Source organism: Aquabacterium lacunae (genome assembly GCF_004310865.1).
Classification (GTDB): domain Bacteria; phylum Pseudomonadota; class Gammaproteobacteria; order Burkholderiales; family Burkholderiaceae_C; genus Aquabacterium; species Aquabacterium lacunae.
This window is the reverse complement of the sequence record NZ_SIXI01000001.1, coordinates 31,895-48,719: the sequence shown is the minus strand read 5'-3', so window position 1 is coordinate 48,719 and position 16,825 is coordinate 31,895. Positions and strand designations below refer to the sequence as shown.

16 protein-coding genes and 1 tRNA gene are annotated in these 16,825 nt (G+C 64.7%); 8 read left to right on the top strand and 9 right to left on the bottom strand.

From position 1 onward, the window contains the following. Window positions 1–90: 90 nt before the first annotated feature. The 5 genes from EYS42_RS00220 to EYS42_RS00200 form a co-directional block, all read right to left on the bottom strand. Entirely contained in the window at window positions 91–900 is an 810-nt protein-coding gene (locus EYS42_RS00220) for a PEP-CTERM sorting domain-containing protein (RefSeq protein WP_130965870.1), read from the bottom strand. Window positions 901–997: 97 nt separating this feature from the next. Further along, a complete protein-coding gene (locus EYS42_RS00215) occupies window positions 998–2,362 on the bottom strand; it encodes a DEAD/DEAH box helicase (RefSeq protein ID WP_245503443.1) in 1,365 nt (454 codons plus the stop codon). Window positions 2,363–2,364: 2 nt separating this feature from the next. Beyond that, window positions 2,365–3,762 carry an ATP-dependent RNA helicase DbpA gene (gene dbpA / locus EYS42_RS00210; RefSeq protein WP_130965869.1) on the bottom strand — a complete coding sequence of 466 codons (1,398 nt, stop codon included), beginning with the start codon at window positions 3,760–3,762 and terminating at the stop codon, window positions 2,365–2,367. A gap of 67 nt (window positions 3,763–3,829) precedes the next feature. Further along, complete coding sequence (locus EYS42_RS00205; RefSeq protein ID WP_130965868.1) at window positions 3,830–4,063, bottom strand: hypothetical protein; 234 nt, start codon at window positions 4,061–4,063, stop codon at window positions 3,830–3,832. An 85-nt stretch (window positions 4,064–4,148) separates the two neighbouring features. Continuing rightward, window positions 4,149–4,925: a fumarylacetoacetate hydrolase family protein gene (locus EYS42_RS00200; RefSeq protein WP_165456583.1), complete on the bottom strand. Its 777-nt coding sequence runs from the start codon at window positions 4,923–4,925 to the stop codon at window positions 4,149–4,151. Between the two features lie 162 nt (window positions 4,926–5,087). On the opposite strand from EYS42_RS00200, the gene EYS42_RS00195 reads away from it, so the two are divergent. From EYS42_RS00195 to EYS42_RS00170, 6 genes are all read left to right on the top strand, one after another. Beyond that, window positions 5,088–5,411 (top strand): DUF2834 domain-containing protein, encoded by a 324-nt coding sequence (locus tag EYS42_RS00195; protein WP_130965866.1) that lies wholly within the window; start codon window positions 5,088–5,090, stop codon window positions 5,409–5,411. Between the two features lie 106 nt (window positions 5,412–5,517). Then, entirely contained in the window at window positions 5,518–6,429 is a 912-nt protein-coding gene (locus EYS42_RS00190) for an FkbM family methyltransferase (protein WP_130965865.1), read from the top strand. A 66-nt stretch (window positions 6,430–6,495) separates the two neighbouring features. Further along, window positions 6,496–6,885 carry a DUF2177 family protein gene (locus EYS42_RS00185; protein ID WP_130965864.1) on the top strand — a complete coding sequence of 130 codons (390 nt, stop codon included), beginning with the start codon at window positions 6,496–6,498 and terminating at the stop codon, window positions 6,883–6,885. A gap of 49 nt (window positions 6,886–6,934) precedes the next feature. Beyond that, entirely contained in the window at window positions 6,935–9,256 is a 2,322-nt protein-coding gene (gene parC / locus EYS42_RS00180) for a DNA topoisomerase IV subunit A (RefSeq protein WP_130966482.1), read from the top strand. Between the two features lie 100 nt (window positions 9,257–9,356). After that, window positions 9,357–10,352, top strand: a complete 996-nt coding sequence (locus tag EYS42_RS00175; protein WP_130965863.1) for a PEP-CTERM sorting domain-containing protein — start codon at window positions 9,357–9,359, stop codon at window positions 10,350–10,352. 106 nt (window positions 10,353–10,458) lie between these two features. Further along, on the top strand, window positions 10,459–11,241 hold the full coding sequence (locus tag EYS42_RS00170) for a hypothetical protein (RefSeq protein ID WP_130965862.1): 783 nt from the start codon (window positions 10,459–10,461) through the stop codon (window positions 11,239–11,241). A gap of 12 nt (window positions 11,242–11,253) precedes the next feature. Here EYS42_RS00170 and EYS42_RS00165 read toward each other — a convergent pair whose 3' ends face one another. From EYS42_RS00165 to EYS42_RS00155, 3 genes are read right to left on the bottom strand one after another with little or no spacing between them, the layout of a single operon-like run. Next, window positions 11,254–12,696 carry a serine/threonine protein kinase gene (locus EYS42_RS00165; RefSeq protein WP_130965861.1) on the bottom strand — a complete coding sequence of 481 codons (1,443 nt, stop codon included), beginning with the start codon at window positions 12,694–12,696 and terminating at the stop codon, window positions 11,254–11,256. Beyond that, window positions 12,686–13,429 carry a metallophosphoesterase family protein gene (locus EYS42_RS00160; protein ID WP_130965860.1) on the bottom strand — a complete coding sequence of 248 codons (744 nt, stop codon included), beginning with the start codon at window positions 13,427–13,429 and terminating at the stop codon, window positions 12,686–12,688. Before EYS42_RS00160 ends, EYS42_RS00165 begins: the two co-directional genes overlap by 11 nt. A gap of 38 nt (window positions 13,430–13,467) precedes the next feature. Next, window positions 13,468–15,183, bottom strand: a complete 1,716-nt coding sequence (locus tag EYS42_RS00155; RefSeq protein ID WP_130965859.1) for a methyl-accepting chemotaxis protein — start codon at window positions 15,181–15,183, stop codon at window positions 13,468–13,470. 156 nt (window positions 15,184–15,339) lie between these two features. On the opposite strand from EYS42_RS00155, the gene EYS42_RS00150 reads away from it, so the two are divergent. Both EYS42_RS00150 and EYS42_RS00145 read left to right on the top strand, forming a co-directional pair. Continuing rightward, on the top strand, window positions 15,340–15,624 hold the full coding sequence (locus EYS42_RS00150; protein WP_130965858.1) for an H-NS histone family protein: 285 nt from the start codon (window positions 15,340–15,342) through the stop codon (window positions 15,622–15,624). Window positions 15,625–15,785: 161 nt separating this feature from the next. Then, entirely contained in the window at window positions 15,786–16,607 is an 822-nt protein-coding gene (locus EYS42_RS00145) for a hypothetical protein (RefSeq protein ID WP_130965857.1), read from the top strand. A gap of 49 nt (window positions 16,608–16,656) precedes the next feature. On the opposite strand, the gene EYS42_RS00140 is transcribed toward EYS42_RS00145, so the two are convergent. Further along, a tRNA-Arg gene (locus tag EYS42_RS00140) sits at window positions 16,657–16,731 on the bottom strand. Window positions 16,732–16,825: the final 94 nt, after the last annotated feature.

Genomic DNA, 16,825 nt, shown 5'->3' with positions numbered 1-16,825 from the left:
TCGGCCATCGATCGCTCGGCATCCGGGCGCTGAATGAAACAAGGGCCTCTAGAGGCCCTTGTTTTTGCACCGTTTGTGGTTGTCCGAAGTTCAGGCTTGGGCCTTGCGGTGGCGCACCAGCGCCAGACCGACCAAACCCAGAGCGCTGAGTGCCCAGGTGGACGGCTCAGGCACCGGCGACAGCGACTGGATCGACGCGAACACGCCCGCGCCATTGCCCATGTTCAGGGTGATCTCGCCTTGCTTGAACGCCGCCAGCGTTTGGGCATTGGGCAGCCCGGTGCCCTGCAGCGGCTGGTCGTAGTAGAAGCTGAACTGGATCGACGACACCTGGTTGGCAGGCAAGGAAGTGGTGCACAACCCTCCCGTGCCGTACGAGCTCACGCCGTAGCTGAAACTGAGCACCTCGACCGCGCCGAACGGCGTGGGCTGGGCCAGTTTCTCACGCGTGACCGTCAACAGGTTGCAGGCCTCCGGACAGCTGAGGCTCGGTGTCCCCACGATCGATGTGGCATTGAGGGATGCGCTGACCACGTTGACGGGCGGAGGCAACGGGATCGTCGAGGTTGGAATCGTCACACTTCCGGAGGTCGAAGCCGAGGCAAACAACGATTCGCCCGTTTGGATCACCGACGCAATCGATGACGACTGGCGATACGTCGTCACATTGGGTGCCCAGAACGAAGGCGCTTCCCGGGGCAATTGGTCGTCGAATGACAGCACGCCGGTCAACAGATCGTTGATCTGCACGGTCTGGTCGCCGATCAGCACAGTGCCCGTCTCGTTCAGCGACGCTGTGCCCGTGATCTGACCCACATACGAGGCTTCGACGGTGGCAGCTTGTGCGGCCCACGCCATGGCCATGGCCCCCGTGGCGACCACTGCCTTTTTGAATGTCATGGGCTGTCCCTGTGTGGTGTTGTTGAAAGCTTGCCAGGGCAGTATAGGACGCCCGTCAAAGCGAGCGCCAGGCTGAACAGGCCCTGACTGAGGGGGATCAAAGCAGCTTGCGCTCTGTCGCAGCGGCAGCCTCGCGCAGCTTGTCTTTTTTGCTCTTGCGTTTGCCCTTGATGCCGCCTGTGCCTGGGGGCAGTTTGCCGCTGTCGAGCGTGTGCCCTGAGGTGCTGGGTTCAAACCCCACCACCTGTTCCCGCGGCACCCGCTGGCCCTGACGCTTCTCGATCAGCCTGAAATGCGCTTCGGCCTCGAGCGGCACAAAGCTCACGGCCAGCCCGCTGGCCCCGGCACGGCCGGTGCGGCCGATGCGGTGCACATGGTCATCGGCACTGCGGGCCAGGTCGAAGTTCACCACCACCGGCAGTTGCGCGATGTCGATGCCACGGGCGGCGAGGTCGGTGGCCACCACCACCTGCAGGTCGCGGTTCTTCAAGGCTTGCAGCACCTCACGGCGTGTGCCCTGGCTGGCGTCGGCATGGAAGGCGGCGGCCGCAAAGCCGTGGCGCTGCAGCTTGTCGGCCACCACCTCGCAGCCGTGGCGGGTGGCCACGAACACAAGCACCTGGGGCCAGGCCTCGGTTTTCAGCAGGTGGCGCAGCAGCGGCTGGCGCTTGTCGGCGTCGACCACCAGGGCACGTTGCGTGATGTCGGGGGCCTGCTCGGGTTCGCTGGGCACGTCGATGCGGGCCGGGCGGTGCAGCAGGCGCTCGGCCAGGTCCTTGGCCGCGGCAGGGAAGGTGGCCGAGAACATCAGTGTCTGCTTGCGCAGGGGCAGCAGGGCCAGCACCCGCTCCAGTTCGTCGGCAAAGCCCCCATCGAGCAGCCGGTCGGCCTCGTCGAGCACCAGGGTCTTCACATCGTCCAGGCGCAGGGCGTTGCGTTCGATCAGGTCCAGCAGGCGTCCTGGCGTGGCCACGACGATGTCAGCACCGGCGCGCAAACCCAGCATCTGCGGGTTGATCGAGACGCCGCCGTGCAGACAGCCCCAGCGAAGCGGCGTCATCAGCGGGTTGGACAAGGCCTGCACCGTTTCGGTCACCTGCTGGGCCAGCTCGCGCGTGGGCACCAGCACCAGGGCGTGCGTCTTGCGGCGCTCACTGTGGCGAGCATGGGGGCCACGGCCCAGCAGCCCGGGCGGAGGCGAGCGCAGGAAGGCATCTTCCAGCTGCTGCAGGATGGGCAGCACATAGGCCACGGTCTTGCCCGAGCCCGTTTGCGCCGTGGCCAGTACGTCGCGGCCCTTCAGCGCTTCCGGGATCGCTTGCTGCTGGATGGGCGTGGGCGATTCGTAGCCTTCGTCGGTCACGGCTTGCAGCAGGGCCTCGCACAGGCCCAGGGCTGCGAATGGGGTCGACTGGGTGTTCGACGGGGCGGTCGACATGGTGGGGGTGGGCAGGTCGGTCATGCTCACAGGGCCCGTGCCTTCACGCTCTTGCCCTTGACCTTGCCCGCGTTCAGGCCCTTGAGGGCCTTGGCGGCGATGTCCCGGTCCACCGCCACGTAGGTGGAAAACTCGTTCACATTGATCTTACCGATCTGGGGGCCGGCCAAGCCCATGTCCTTGGTCAGTGCACCCAGCACATCGCCGGGGCGGATCTTTTCTTTGCGGCCGCCCAGGATCTGCAGCGTCACACGGGGTGGGCGCAGGGGCTGCGGGTCGGTCGCGGGCGTCAGCTCGCTCAGCGGGTGGAACTCGCTGGGGCGGCCCTGTGCTTCTTCGATGCGGCCCACGCGGCCCATCTCGTCCAGGCTGGCCAGGGTGAAGGCCCAGCCCGATTCACCGGCGCGGCCCGTGCGGCCCACGCGGTGGGTGTGCGTGTCGGTGTCGGGCGACACGTCCACATTGATCACGGCCTCCAGCTGGGCGATGTCCAGGCCGCGGGCGGCCACATCGGTGGCCACCAGCACGCTGCAGCTGCCGTTGGCAAAGCGCACCAGCACCTGGTCGCGGTCGCGCTGGTCGAGGTCACCGTGCAGCTCAAGCGCCACGAAGCCCTGGCCTTGCAGCACGGCCACCAGGTCGCGGCACTGCTGCTTGGTGTTGCAGAAGGCCAGCGTGCTGGCCGGGCGGAAGTGGTCCAGCAGCAAGCCCACGGCGTGCAGGCGCTCGCCATCGGTCACTTCGTAAAAGCGCTGCCGGATCTGGCTGTGGTCGCGCTTGTCGGCCAGCTTCACTTCCTTGGGCTCGCGCAGGAAGCGTTTGGCCAGGCCGGACACACCCTCGGGGTAGGTGGCCGAGAACATCAAGGTCTGGCGTTGCTTGGGGCATTGCGAGGCCACCTGGGCGATGTCGTCAGAAAAACCCATGTCCAGCATGCGGTCGGCTTCGTCGAGCACCAGGGTGCGCAGGGCGCCCAGGTTCAGCGTGTCGCGGCCCAGGTGGTCCAGCACGCGGCCCGGCGTGCCCACGATGATGTGTGCGCCGTGGGCCAGGCTTTCGATCTGCGGGCGCACCGGCGTGCCACCGCACAGCGTCAGCACCTTCACGTTGTCTTCGGCGCGGGCCAGTCGGCGCAGCTCGGTGGTGACCTGGTCGGCCAGCTCGCGGGTGGGGCACAGCACCAGGGCCTGCACCTCGAAGTGCGAGGTGTCGATCTTGGCCAGCAGGGGCAGCGAGAAGGCCACCGTCTTGCCGCTGCCCGTCTGGGCCTGGGCGATCAGGTCATGGCCGGCCAGCGCCAGGGGCAGGCTGGCGGCCTGGATGGGGGTCATGGCGGTGTAGCCCAGGCGCTGCAGGTTGGCCTGCATGGGGGCGGAAAGCGCCAGGCTGCCGAACGAAGGGCCGCCAGTGATTGCATTGCTCATGCCGGATTATCCCGGTTGGGCAGGCACTTGGGTTCCCGCGGGGTGAAACGTCCCCGAAAAAAGCGGCTCAGCAGCGGCCCGAACGGCGGCTGCGCGGGTTCAGTGCGTCGATTTCGGCCAGTTGCTGCTTCAACAGAATCAGCAAGGTGCGGGCGTCGTCCACCGCCATCGACAGGTTGCTCACGGTCGACTCGTCTTTCGACGACCGGGGCAGCACCAGCATGTCCACGCCGATTTCGATGAGCCCGTGGCCATGCTTGGCCGATTTGATGCGTTGCAGTTCGAGGTCGTAGGTTTTCATGGGCAGGGGCAGAAAGTCAGGGACACAGCGCGAATTGTCTCGCTGTTCCGGTGGCCATGGACAGAAGGCCACCGCATGGGCCCCGTCAGTCCAGCGTGAGTCGGGCCTGGCCCAGGCCGCCAAAGCGCACATCGACCACTTCGCCCCGACGCGCGCGCACCATGCCCCAGGCGCCTGTGGTGACCACGTCACCCGCTTTCAGCCCTCCGGTGTGCTCGGCGGCGTGCATGGCCAGCCAGCGCAAGGCGCCCAGAGGCTCCACCGCCGGCAGCCCTCCCTGTGCCTGCTGCGCGGTGTGGCCGTTCACATCGATCTGCCAGGCCAGTTGGCCCCAGGCCTCGGGCGCCCAGCGCAGCCAGGGCTGTGCGGGTTGCTCTGGCCCGATCACCAGCACGCCGTGCACCCCCTGATCGGCCAGCTTCCAGTTGCTGGGTGAGCCGCTCAGACCACTGCCGAGCCGGGTGTCGATCGCCTCGATGGCCACGGCCACTGTGCCAATGGCGGCCACCACATCGGTCGCCAGATCGGGTCCTTGCGGTGCACGCGCTAGGCGAAAGGCCACCTCGGCCTCAATGAGCCATTCACGGGTGTTGCGGGCCACGACGGGTTGCCAGCGTCCCGGGCTGGGGTGAACGGCTGGCAAGGGCGCCGCCGACACTGTCGGCGAGCCACCTGCCTTCCAGGCGGGCACACCTTGGGCAAACCAGCCCATGCCTTCGCCCACCAGGGCCTGAACGGCATAGGCTTCGTCCACGTTCAGGTCGACGCAATCGGCGGGCGGGGTGAAGGGTTCGCCCTGCTGGCGCGCTTGGAGCAAGCCAAGGGCCATGCGCTGCACGCGGTCGGTTGGGGTGTGGTTCATGTCGTCGTGACGGGACACGGTGCGAGGCCGGCGAAGGCGTGAAGTCGGGAGCAAGGTGAACATCTTGCCTGAGGTGTTTTTGTCACGCCAGCAGCCTCGCGGCCCGTGGGCAGTGCCGACTTGGTGCACCATGGCGGCATCGTTCATGCCCTGGAGCCTGCGATGTCCCGGTCCACATTCATCACACTGGTGGCCCTGCTGGGCGGTGCCTTTGCGGGCGCTTTCTGCGTGATGGTGCTGCCTCCGTTACTGGTCAACCCCGACGTGGCAGGCGCCTTGCTGGCCGGCTTTGTGAACCCCTACGCCGCTGGGTACGCTCTCGATGCCATCACCTGTTGGTTGATTCTGGCGGTTTGGGTGGTCCACGAGGCCCGAGCAAAGGGTGTGCGTCATGGCTGGATCGCCTTGTTGCTGGGGCTGGCACCCGGCGTGGCGACTGGCTTGGCTTTCTACCTGATCGCGCGGTCCATGCAGTCTGATCCCTGAATTCGGGTGGGGCAGGGAAATCGATCGGTGCCTGGTGATGTCATTGAGATAGTGTGCTTGTGGCAGGCCGCAGAGCCTGTGTTGACATCATTCACAGGGAACGTTCATGTTTGTTCGACGCTTTTTGCGCGCGCTTGGTCACGCGCAGTGGTTGCGCTATGGCTTGCGATATCGTTTGATTCGGGCCTTTGACCCCCCTCACGCACACGCTTCCGAGTTTTTTGAGGTGCCCTTCTACGGCATGCGCTACCGGGGCAATTTCAACACCATGCTGGATTGGCATGTTTATTACTTCGGCGCTTATGAGCGATCGGAACTCAAGTTCATTCACGACTGCCTTTCGTGCATGCAGTCACCGGTTTTTGTCGATGTGGGTGCAAACATTGGCCACCACACGCTGAGTGTGGCATCACGGGTTCGGCGCGTGCTCGCGTTCGAGCCCTTTCAGGAGGTGTTGGTCAAATTTCGCGAGAAGGTGCATTTGAACGGACTCTGTAACGTGTCGCTGTTCGAGCATGCCCTCGGCGAACAGACCGAAACACGCTACTTTTTCAAGCCCTGGGACCACAACACCGGCACTGGAAGTTTCGTGGCCGGTGAAGGCGGTGCTGAGATCAAGTTACCGATTGTGCGAGGTGATGAAGCGCTGTCCACATCGGATCCCGTGCACCTGATCAAAATTGACACCGAGGGGTTTGAGCCGGAAGTGCTGAAGGGGCTTCAGTTCACCCTGAACCGCGATCGACCGGTGGTGTTTTTCGAGTGGTCCGGCAACGAGCGACAGTTGTGCGTGAACACGGGGTCGTTGCTGCCAAAGGGTTACCGATTGTTCAAGTTTGTGCCTGACTTGCATCGATGGGGGCTGTTCCGGCGACCAGGTTATGGTTTGCGCGAACTGCACCCCGATGTGTCTTGGCCAGACGGTAACCTGGTGGCCATGTCAGACGAGTTTGCGCAGTTGTTTTGGAGCGGAGACTCGCGCAGCATGCTGATGCCCCCGGAACGTCTGGTGGCTTGAGCCATGCGCCAGGTGTGAGGCGATTGTGCTGGCTAGACTGGCGCATCATTCCAACCGGAGATCAACATGTGGCGCAGTCATGCGGCAGGCCTTGCACTGTTTCTCTTGCTGGACGGGCTGTGGCTGGGTCTCGCAGCCAAAGACCTGTATGCCCGTGAAGTAGGGTCACTGCTGCTGGAATCACCGCGCTGGGCCCCCGCGTTGTTGTTTTACCTGGGCTACCCTGTGGGCGTGGTCTGGATGACTGGCGGGGCGGTGACACCCAGAACAGCCCTGACGCGGGGGGCTGTGCTGGGCCTGTTGGTGTACGGTACCTACGACCTGACCAACCTGGCCGTGCTCAAAGGGTGGAGCGAGCTGATCACGGTGGTGGACATCGTCTGGGGCACTTGCCTGACTGCTGTGGTGGCTTGGGCGGCACAAAAAGCGCGAGGCAAGGTGCACAGCCAGGCCTGATGGTGGGATTAGACTTGGGCGCCTTGGCGTTCCGCCCTTGTCCCTGACGATGACCCAGCAAACCATCGACTTCAACCCGCCTTCCGACCCGGCCGACGCGCTGGTGTTGTCCCAATACGCCGAGCGCGCCTACCTGGAGTACGCCCTGAGCGTGGTCAAGGGCCGTGCGCTGCCCGATGTGTGCGACGGCCAGAAGCCTGTACAGCGCCGCATCCTGTATGCGATGGACCGCATGGGCCTGGCCTTTTCCGGAAACACCGGGGCCAAGCCAGTCAAGAGCGCCCGCGTGGTGGGTGATGTGCTGGGCCGTTACCACCCCCACGGTGACACGGCCGCCTATGACGCCATGGTGCGCATGGCGCAAGATTTCGCGCTGCGCTACCCCTTGATCGACGGCCAGGGCAACTTTGGCAGCCGCGACGGTGACGGTGCCGCCGCCATGCGCTACACCGAAGCCCGCCTGGCCCCCATTGCGCGCCTGCTGCTCGACGAGATCGACATGGGCACGGTCGACTTCGTGCCCAACTACGACGGTTCGACCGAAGAGCCTCGCCAGTTGCCGGCGCGCCTGCCCTTCGTGCTGCTCAATGGCGCCAGCGGCATCGCGGTGGGTCTGGCCACCGAGATCCCCAGCCACAACCTGCGTGAAGTGGCGGCCACGGCCGTGGCCCTGATCAAAAACGACAAGCTCACCGACGACGAGCTGTTCGAGATGATCCCGGGCCCTGACTTCCCGGGCGGCGGGCAGATCATCTCCAGCCCGCAGGACATTGCCGATGCCTACCGCAGCGGCCGTGGCAGCCTGAAGGTGCGCGCCCGCTGGAAGATCGAAGACTTGGCCCGTGGCCAGTGGCAACTGGTGGTCACCGAATTGCCGCCTGGCACCAGCGCCCAGAAAGTGCTGGAAGAGATCGAAGAGCTGACCAACCCCAAGGTCAAGGCAGGCAAGAAGGCCCTGACGGCCGAGCAGACCCAGCTCAAGACCACGGTGCTGTCGGTGCTCGATGCCGTGCGCGACGAGTCGAGCAAAGAGGCAGCGGTGCGCCTGGTGTTCGAGCCCAAGAGCCGCACCATCAGCCAGCAGGAACTGATCACCACGCTGCTGGCCCACACCAGCCTGGAAAGCTCGTCGTCGGTCAACCTGACCATGGTGGGCGCCGACGGCCGGCCCACCCAGAAGGGCCTGCGCCAGATCCTGACCGAATGGATCGGCTTCCGCCTGGAAACCGTCACCCGCCGCAGCCAGCACCGCCTGGGCAAGGTGCTCGACCGCATCCACGTGCTGGAAGGCCGTCAGCTGGTGCTGCTGAACATCGACGAGGTGATCCAGATCATCCGCAACAGCGACGAGCCCAAGGCCGCGCTGATCGAGCGGTTCAAGCTGAGCGACCGTCAGGCCGAGGACATCCTCGAAATCCGGCTGCGTCAGCTGGCCCGTCTGGAGGCCATCAAGATCGAGCAGGAACTGGCCGAGCTGCGCGCCGAGCAGGCCAAGCTGGACGACATCCTGGGCAGCCCGGCCACCCTGCGCCGCACCGTCGTCAAGGAAATCGAAGCCGACGCCAAGCAGTACGGCGACGAGCGCCGCACCCTGATCCAGGCCGAAAAGCGTGCCGTGGCCGAGGTGAAGGTGATCGATGAGCCGGTCACGGTGGTCATTTCTGAAAAGGGTTGGGTGCGTGCGCGCACCGGCCATGGGCACGATCCGGCCGGCTTTGCCTTCAAGGCCGGCGACGGCCTGTACGGCACCTTCGAATGCCGCACGGTGGACCCGCTGATCATCTTTGGCAGCAACGGCCGTGTGTACAGCGTGCCCGTCAGCGGCCTGCCGGGTGCCCGCGGTGACGGGGCCCCCATCACCACCATGATCGAGCTGGAGAGTGGCACCCAGCCCCAGCATTACCTGGCGGGCAGCCCCGAGCAGGTCGTGCTGCTGGCCAACAGTGGCGGCTTCGGCCTGCTGGCCAAGCTGGGTGACCTGACCACCCGCCAGAAGGGCGGCAAGGGCTTCCTGACCCTCGACGAGGGAGATGCCGTGTTGCCGCCCGTGCGTGTGAAGCCTGAACACACCCAGGTGGCCTGCCTGTGCGCCGATGGCCGCATGCTGGTGTTCGGCCTGGACGAACTCAAGCAGCAGCCCAATGGTGGGCGTGGCCTGACCCTGATGGAAGTGGACGCCAGGAAGGCGCCGCTGCTGTCGGTGGCCAGTGTGCTCAAGGGCGTGCGGGTGATCGGCTTGGGCCGAGGCGCCAAGCCCAAGGAAGACGACGTGCGCAACAGCGCCTACGAGGCCCATGTCGGCAAGCGCGCTCGCAAGGGCAAGGCGGTCGACGCCTTCCAGAAGGTGTTGCGCGTGCAGGCGCTCGGCTGACCCCTCAAGCGGGTGTTCGGAGCATGCGCACGGTCGATGGGTGATGGTGCGCTGGTATAAACCCGCATCATTCACCACAAAGCATTCAGGAGCATTCCTCATGTCATCCCCCGTTCAAATGGCCATCCGAGGTTTGTTGGTCACCTCGGCCACTTTGGGACTCGGTCAGGCTGCACTTGCATCCTCCACCGCTGGCCCTGCGACTTTCGCTTGGGGGCTCGCGGCCGAAAACATCAACACTCAGACGTTCAACTACAAGTCGCCTGATTTCAGCCAGGGCGGCCTGACCACGGGTGGTCTACAGTCCATCAACTCTGACGGCGTGATTGCGTCGGTCAATGCCTGGGCCGATCCGGTCGCTGGTGTTTTCAAGGCGATCAACTCGGTGCAAATGACCGGCTCTGTGCCCACCAGCATCAGCGAGTCCTATGCCCGACTGGACATGAATGACACGGTCCGGATCAGCGGTCCAGGAGCATTGGCCACCTTGACCTTGACCATGGATTACGACACCACGTTTTCCGGCCTGGGTTTGTCGCCGTTTGAGCGTGTGGGGCAGATCAGCCACTTCATGCAGGTGGACTCCTCCCGGTACGTGACAGCCAGTTATGTCACTGACAACCCCGCTTTCGATCCCAACGCACAGTGCCAGGACTTTGGCTCGGACGGCGTGTTCTGCCCACCAGAGGCCCAGCAAAAGCTGACATTCACTGCGTCTGCAGACAAGGGTCTGTTCAAGGAGTGGGCTCTTGGCGGACCGAACGGCGTGTACAGCAATGGCGATGTGGACAACGGTCGCTACACGGGCCAAGTGCTCCTGTCGCTTCAGGTGCCCACTGGGGTCGACATTGATCTGTCCTTCACGATCTACAGCGGCGCTCGCTGCTTTCATCTGGCCAACTGTGCACTGACAACCGATGCCAGCCATTCGGATTACATTGGTTTGCGCCTTGATGAGGGCTACAGCTTTGCATCGAGCAATGGTTATCGCTACCTGGGTACAGCTGCGGCCGTGCCTGAGCCAGCAGGCGTTTGGCTGGCTGGACTCGGCCTGATGGTCGCAACGGTCTTTGCCCGTCGAGTCCGCAAGGGCTGACTCCTGCGCGGTCCCCTCCTTCGGGTGCCGCCCATCCCGGGGGTTCTCTGCGCACGAGCCCCCTTGGGCTCGTTACCATGATTCACACAACACACAAGAATCATGGATGGGAGAGCTCATGTGGCGGCAACGGCGTCAGGGCGTGCGCTCGGTGGCAGACCGGTTCGCATGGGAAGGGCTGCATGTGCAGGAGCAGGCACTGGAGCCGCGTCTGCTCGATCAGTTGCTGGCCGGCTTTCTGGCCGTGCAGCCATCAAAGCTCACGCACGGCAGCGTGCGAAACAGTCCTGTCCGAGGCGAAGAGCCGGCACTGAGCGCGGCTTTGTGTCGTGTGCTGCGTCAGCAGGCTGTGCAGGCGCTTTTGCATCAACTGACTGGCCAGCACGAGTGGGTGGTGCTCAATTCGATGGTGGGTCGGCCGCAACCGCGCCATCCGGCGGGTTTCGCTGGCGGAGGCTGTGCGCGCCGTTGGGGGGAGTGTGTGGTGTCCCTCTGGATGCCGCTGGAAGACCCCGTGCTGGGCATCCATCCGGGCCTGAGCTTTGTGGCAGGCAGCCACGTTCTCCAGATCGAAGAAGCTGGCTTGCCCGAGCGCTTGCTGCGTGAGCGGATTCAGGCGTTCATGGATGCACATCCTGAGGCCTGGGTTCGTCCCGACTGGGTCCGGGGTACGCTGGTGGCCACGCAAGGCCGAATGCTCAGACGTTTTGACGCATCTCCAGTCGGGGTGCCTGTCTGGCTGAAGGTCGATTGCATGCCCCTTGTCCATTGGCCAGTCGGTGAGCGGCTGCTGCAGGCCGAAGGCCTGTGCTGGGCCACTGAGCCAACCACAGCTTGCCCTCTGGCCCGCCTGGCCTGGGTGCAGCGCCTGACGGGCGCTCACCCGTGATCGCCTTTTGGGTCATGCACGAACCACCGTGACCGAGCACTCGGCTTCAGCCACCACCTGCGCGCTGACGCTGCCCAGATAACGGCGCATGGCAGAGTTGCCGCGCGCACCCATCACGATGTGGTCGACCTGGTTGCGGGTGGCGAACTCGACCAGCGCAGAGGCTGTGTCTGGCGCTTCCAGCACATGGAAGGTCAGTCGCTGATCGTTCATGCCGAGACCTTGCTGCAGTGGGCGGGCCCAGTGCTTGATGGCGACCAGTTGCGTCACGTGCAGGCTGTTGCCCTGCTCGTCGGTCAGCTTGTCCATGCCCACCCGGTTGATTTTCATGACGCTGACGCAGGCCAGACGCGCACCCGGTTCGATCTGCAGGATGCGCCGCACGGTCGCGCGCAGCTTGTTGTCGAGTTCGGGTGTGCTCGACTTCACGCCAACGGCCACCATGATGATGGGGCTCTTGTCGAGCTGCTCGGTGGCGGTGCCGTTGTGCTGGGGCTCGGCGCCCATGGCCTTGAACCAGCGGCCCAGCGTGGTGAAACTGCTTGCTGTCTTGCGTTTTTCGGCCCGACCGGTCAGGGCCACCTGATCAGGGTTCTGCAGGTCGAGGGCCAGTTGTGCTGCGCTCTGGTACCGCTGGGCCGGATCCACCTCCAGGCACCTCAGCACCACCTCCTGAAACCAGCGGGGCAGGGTGGGCACCAACGTGCGAGGCGGCACCGGGTCGGTGTACAGGCGCTTGCGCAGGCCCGACACGGAGCTGGGTTGCCCGAAGGGCCGCTCGCCAGTGGCCAGGTGGTACATGAGCACCCCCAGCGCGAACAGATCGCTTCGGGGGTCGTTGCGCACGAACTGCACCTGTTCGGGCGACATGTAGGGCCCGGTGCCCATGGGCAGGCTGAACTCTTCTTCCAGAAGGTCGGGCAGCTGGTCGTGGCGGGACAGTCCGAAATCCACCAGCACGGCTTCGCCAGAGGGGCGGAACATGATGTTGCTGGGTTTGATGTCCAGGTGCACCACATGCTGGTTGTGCAACGCATGCAGGGCCTGCGCCACCCGCGTGCCGATCTCGGTCACTTCGTCCACATGCAGCGGCGCCTTGTCGAACCTTGCCTTGAGCGTCTCGCCAGGCAGGTGTTCCATGACGATGTAAGGCTGGCGGATGAAATCGCCGCGCGCCACGTACCGTGGCACGTGCGGGCCACTGAGCCGCGGCATGATCATCTGCTCGACCTCGAAACCGACAATGGTGGCGGGGTCTTCACCGCCCTTGATGCGAGGCACCTTCATCAGCAGGGACATCCCACCGGTGGTGTCTTGCGAAGGGTCGGCCCAGTGCACCTGCCACAGCGAGGCCATGCCGCCCTGGTGCAGCCGTTCGCCCAGCAGGAAGCCGTCAATCTGCTGGCCAGCGCTCAGTTTGTGCCCTGCAGGTTCCTGGGTGGTGTCATCGGCCATGCAGCAACCTTTCAGAGAGGAAGGCCGGCAGCCCCGCTGCCTGGATGCGGCGGCTGGCTTCGGCATGGTCATAGGGTACGCGGTGGAAAGTCAGCGTGCCTGAATCGGTGTCAAACAGTGCGCAGCAGGCAGCGGGGTTGCCGTCACGGGGTTGTCCCACCGAGCCCGGTATGGCCAGCCATCGCCGGGCCGGTGACAGTGGGATGGGCACGCCGTCCACCGGCGTGAAGTCGCCCGTTTTCCCCGTGGGCGTGAGGTGGAAAAGCTGCGGCTCGTGCATGTGGCCACAGAACACGTACGGAGCCGGGCTGGCGTGCAGGCTGGCGGCAGCGTCCATACGGCCCAGGATGTAGCCCCAGTCGCCAGGACGGTGCGTGTTGGCATGGGCCAGGTGACAAGGCCCCACCTGTGCAGTCAGAGGCAAGCTGGCCAGCCACTGCCGTTGTGCAGGGGAGAGCTGCGTGCGGGTCCATTGCAGGGAGGGCAGCACATGGTCTGCCATGCCCTGCGCCCCGCTGCTCACCATCGCTTCGTCGTGATTGCCCATCAGGGCCACCGCACCCTCGGCCATTCGCGCCTGCACGAATTCGCACACCCAGCCGGGGTCTGCGCCGTAGTCGACATAGTCACCCAGCAAGGCGAGTTGGTCAAAGCCCTGTTCCAGCAGGAACTGCCAGACGGCTTCGGTGGCCTGCCGGTTGCCGTGCAGGTCGGACATCAGCGCGAGTTTCATGAGCGGGGCCCTCAGAGCCCCTCAGTGTAGGCGCGCGGTCAGTGGCTCTCCCAGTCGCCGTCGGCCATCGACAACGCAGGTTGTGCGGTAGCGCGTGCCTGGGCAGGGGCGGATGCCTTGGATGCGATGGCAGGTTTGTGTGCTTTGCGCAGGGCCACCGCATCGGGCATGGTGCGCTGCGGGTGGTCGTCCAGGCGGAACACCTGAACGGTCTCGGCCACGACCTTGGCCCGGCTGGCCAGTGCCATGGACGCTGCGGCGATCTGCTCCACGGCGGCAGCGTTCTGCTGTGTGATCGAATCCAGCTGCGCGACCGCCGAGTTGATCTGCGAGATGCCGCTGAGCTGCTCATGGGCGCCGTGACTGATCGATTCGACCAGGTGGTTCACACCCTGTACCGATTGCAGGGCCTCCTGCATGGTCTGCTGCGCGGCGCTGGTGATGCGGCTGCCGGCACCCACCTTTTCGGCCGAATCGGTGATCAGATGCTTGACCTCTTTGGCGGCTGTGGCAGTTCGGCTGGCCAGCGCCCGCACTTCGGCGGCCACCACGGCAAAGCCCCGGCCCTGTTCGCCTGCGCGAGCGGCTTCCACTGCGGCATTGAGCGCGAGGATGTTGGTCTGGAAGGCGATGCTGTCGATCACCTGGATGATTTCGCCGATGCGCCTGGACGACTCTTCAATGCCCTGCATCGTGCTGGTGATCTCGCCGACGGCATGGCTGGTGCGCTGGGTCACCGCCGTGGTTTGCTGGGCCAGGCTGGCGGCCTGACTGGCCGTGTCGGAGCTGGTCTTGACGGTGCCGGTGATCTGCTCCATGGAGGCGGCCGTTTCCTGCAGGCTGCTGGCCTGTGATTCGGTGCGGCTGGACAGGTCCTGATTGCCTTCTGCGATTTCGCGGGTGGCCAGCAGCATCTGTTCGACCTCGGTGCGCGCGTCACGGACGATGGACCGCAGGTTCACATTGAGCTGGTTGAGTGCGTTGCCGAACTTGCCGAACACGTCGTTGCGCGAGACCGCAATGCTGGACGTCAGGTCGCCAGCGGCCATCCGGTTGGAAAAATCCAGCAGGCGGTCCAGGGGGGCCACCGTGAGCTCGGTCACTGCCCAGGCGGCCGGCGCACCCAGCAGCACCACGCTGGCCAGAAACCCCAGCGCCAATTGCCAGGCGGGCACGTCGGCGCTCAGCCCTGCACCCGCGGCAAAGCCCAGGCCGGCAGCGGCCATGCAAAGCCCGGCTACCTTGCCGGTCAGGCCCAGCCGCATCAGCCGCTGCAGCCGGCCGCTGAGGTCGTTGCGGTGGACGTGCCCCCCAGAGAGGGTGTGCACACGGCGGCCAGATTGCGCTTCCGCACGCATGTCACGGTAAAGCTTTTCTGCGGCTTCGACATCGGACCGTTCAGGCGCAGTGCGCACCGACATGAAGCCCACGGGTTGGTCACCCTCCATCAGCGGCGTCACATTGGCCTTGACCCAGTAGTGCGTGCCATCTTTGCGGCGGTTTTTCACCAGCGCCGACCAGGGCAGGCCCGCCTCGATGGTCTGCCACATGTCCCGGAAGGCCTCCTCGGGCATGTCCGGATGCCGGATCATGTTGTGCGGCTGGCCCAGCAGTTCCTCCCGTTGATAGCCGCTGACCAGGATGAAGGCCGGATTGCAATAGGTGATGCGGCCTTTCAGATCGGTGGTGGACACCAATGTTTCACCTGGCGGAAATGGAAACTCCTTGTCGACCACTGGGGTGTTCAGGCGCATGACCGTGCTCCTCTCGCTTGCTGCGTGGGCAGGCATCGCCGACATGGCATACCTGCAGAGTCCAGCAGTTGTTCTGTGGGCTCCTGAGCACTATCGGTCAAAACCTTGCGAACATTAGGGTCGACAATGGATGGATTGAGACCGCCTGTTCCGCACATGGCCGACAAAACCCCTGAGCAAGAAGCTGCGATCCTGTCCATCCGCAAGCTGATGGCGTTCTGGCATATCACGCCTGATGAACTGCATGTCCCCATGGCCGAGGGCGAGCGCAGGGCACCCGTGGCACCACCGCCGCCAGCGTCGCACAAGTACCGACACCCCTTGACAGGTGACACCTGGGACGGCGTTGGACGCCAGCCTGAGTGGCTGCGTCTGGCCCTGACCAAAGAAGGGTACATGGTGGAAGAGTTGCGAATCCCGGACGCGCCGCCCCCTCAGTGACGGGGCACGAGCGTCTGATGCAGCCCTTGGATCAAGGGGTTTGCATGCTGTTACAGATTCCCGGGGCCGGGCATGATGTGAAATAGCGGCCTTGCGGCCGAGCCATCAGAGGCCGTCGATCGGAATTGCGCGTCATGCGAGTGGTAGTACGGGAACAACCCATGGACCGAACAGCGTTGGCCTGGTGGGCAGCGCTGGGCTTGGGCCTGGGCCTCGTGCTGTTGTCGGTGCTGCTGTGGTGGCGTCAGGGGTCTCCCGATGACGCCAACCAGGCCTTCTCTGAGCAACTGGCACGACTGGAGCCGGTCTTGCTGCGCTTGCATCAGGGCGAGTTGCCCAGCGACGAGTTGCTCGATCAGCACAGCGCCGGAGAGTTTCAGCCATTGATTCAGGCTCTGGTGGACGCCGCAAGGCAGCGGGATCAGGCCCTGGGTGCTTACCAGGCGCAGGTCGAAGTGATCGGCCTGGGAGACTGGTTGACCCCGCCCAACCTGGTGACGTCCAAAGGCCGGACGGCCATCCGGCAGCGTCTGGTGCAGCTTGACCAGGCCCTTGAAGCCTTGATCCGCCAGGACGCCAGCGTACAGGCTCACCTGGATGAGGGCTTGTCCACCTGGTTGCGCGATCAACCCGAAGCCATCCGTGCCGACGATGCCCGCCGGCGCTTGTTGCAGGCTTCGACGCCTGCGTCCCACGTGATGACCAGTTTCTTCAAGGTCGAGCGCGACATCATTGCGCAGGTGGCTGGGTTGCTCGACCTGCTGGAGGCGCAAGGTGCGGCTGTGACGTTGGAGACTCAGCCCCAGCCTGAACTGGTGTTCCGCGACGAGACTCACCTGGCGCAATACCGCCAGACCTTGATGAAGCTCGGACAGCTTGGCGACCGCGAGGCTCAGCTGATGGATGCAGCGCGCCATGCGCCCGAGCAGCAGGCCAAGCTGGTGGGTGCCTGGCTGGTGGCCACTTCAGACCTGCAGCACTGATCTCGCTGCCAGCATGACCCCCAAGGCAGAGATCAACGCTGCGATGCGTTGGTCCCTCCGACAGGAATCGAACCTGTATTTGCCGCTTAGGAGGCGGCCGTTCTATCCATTGAACTACGGAGAGTGCGCGGGGCGACAGGCGGATGGGGGTTGCCCACATCTGCTGGGCCGCTAGTGTAGCCACCTTTGTGGCCCTTTAAGGTGGCCTTAAGGTGGGT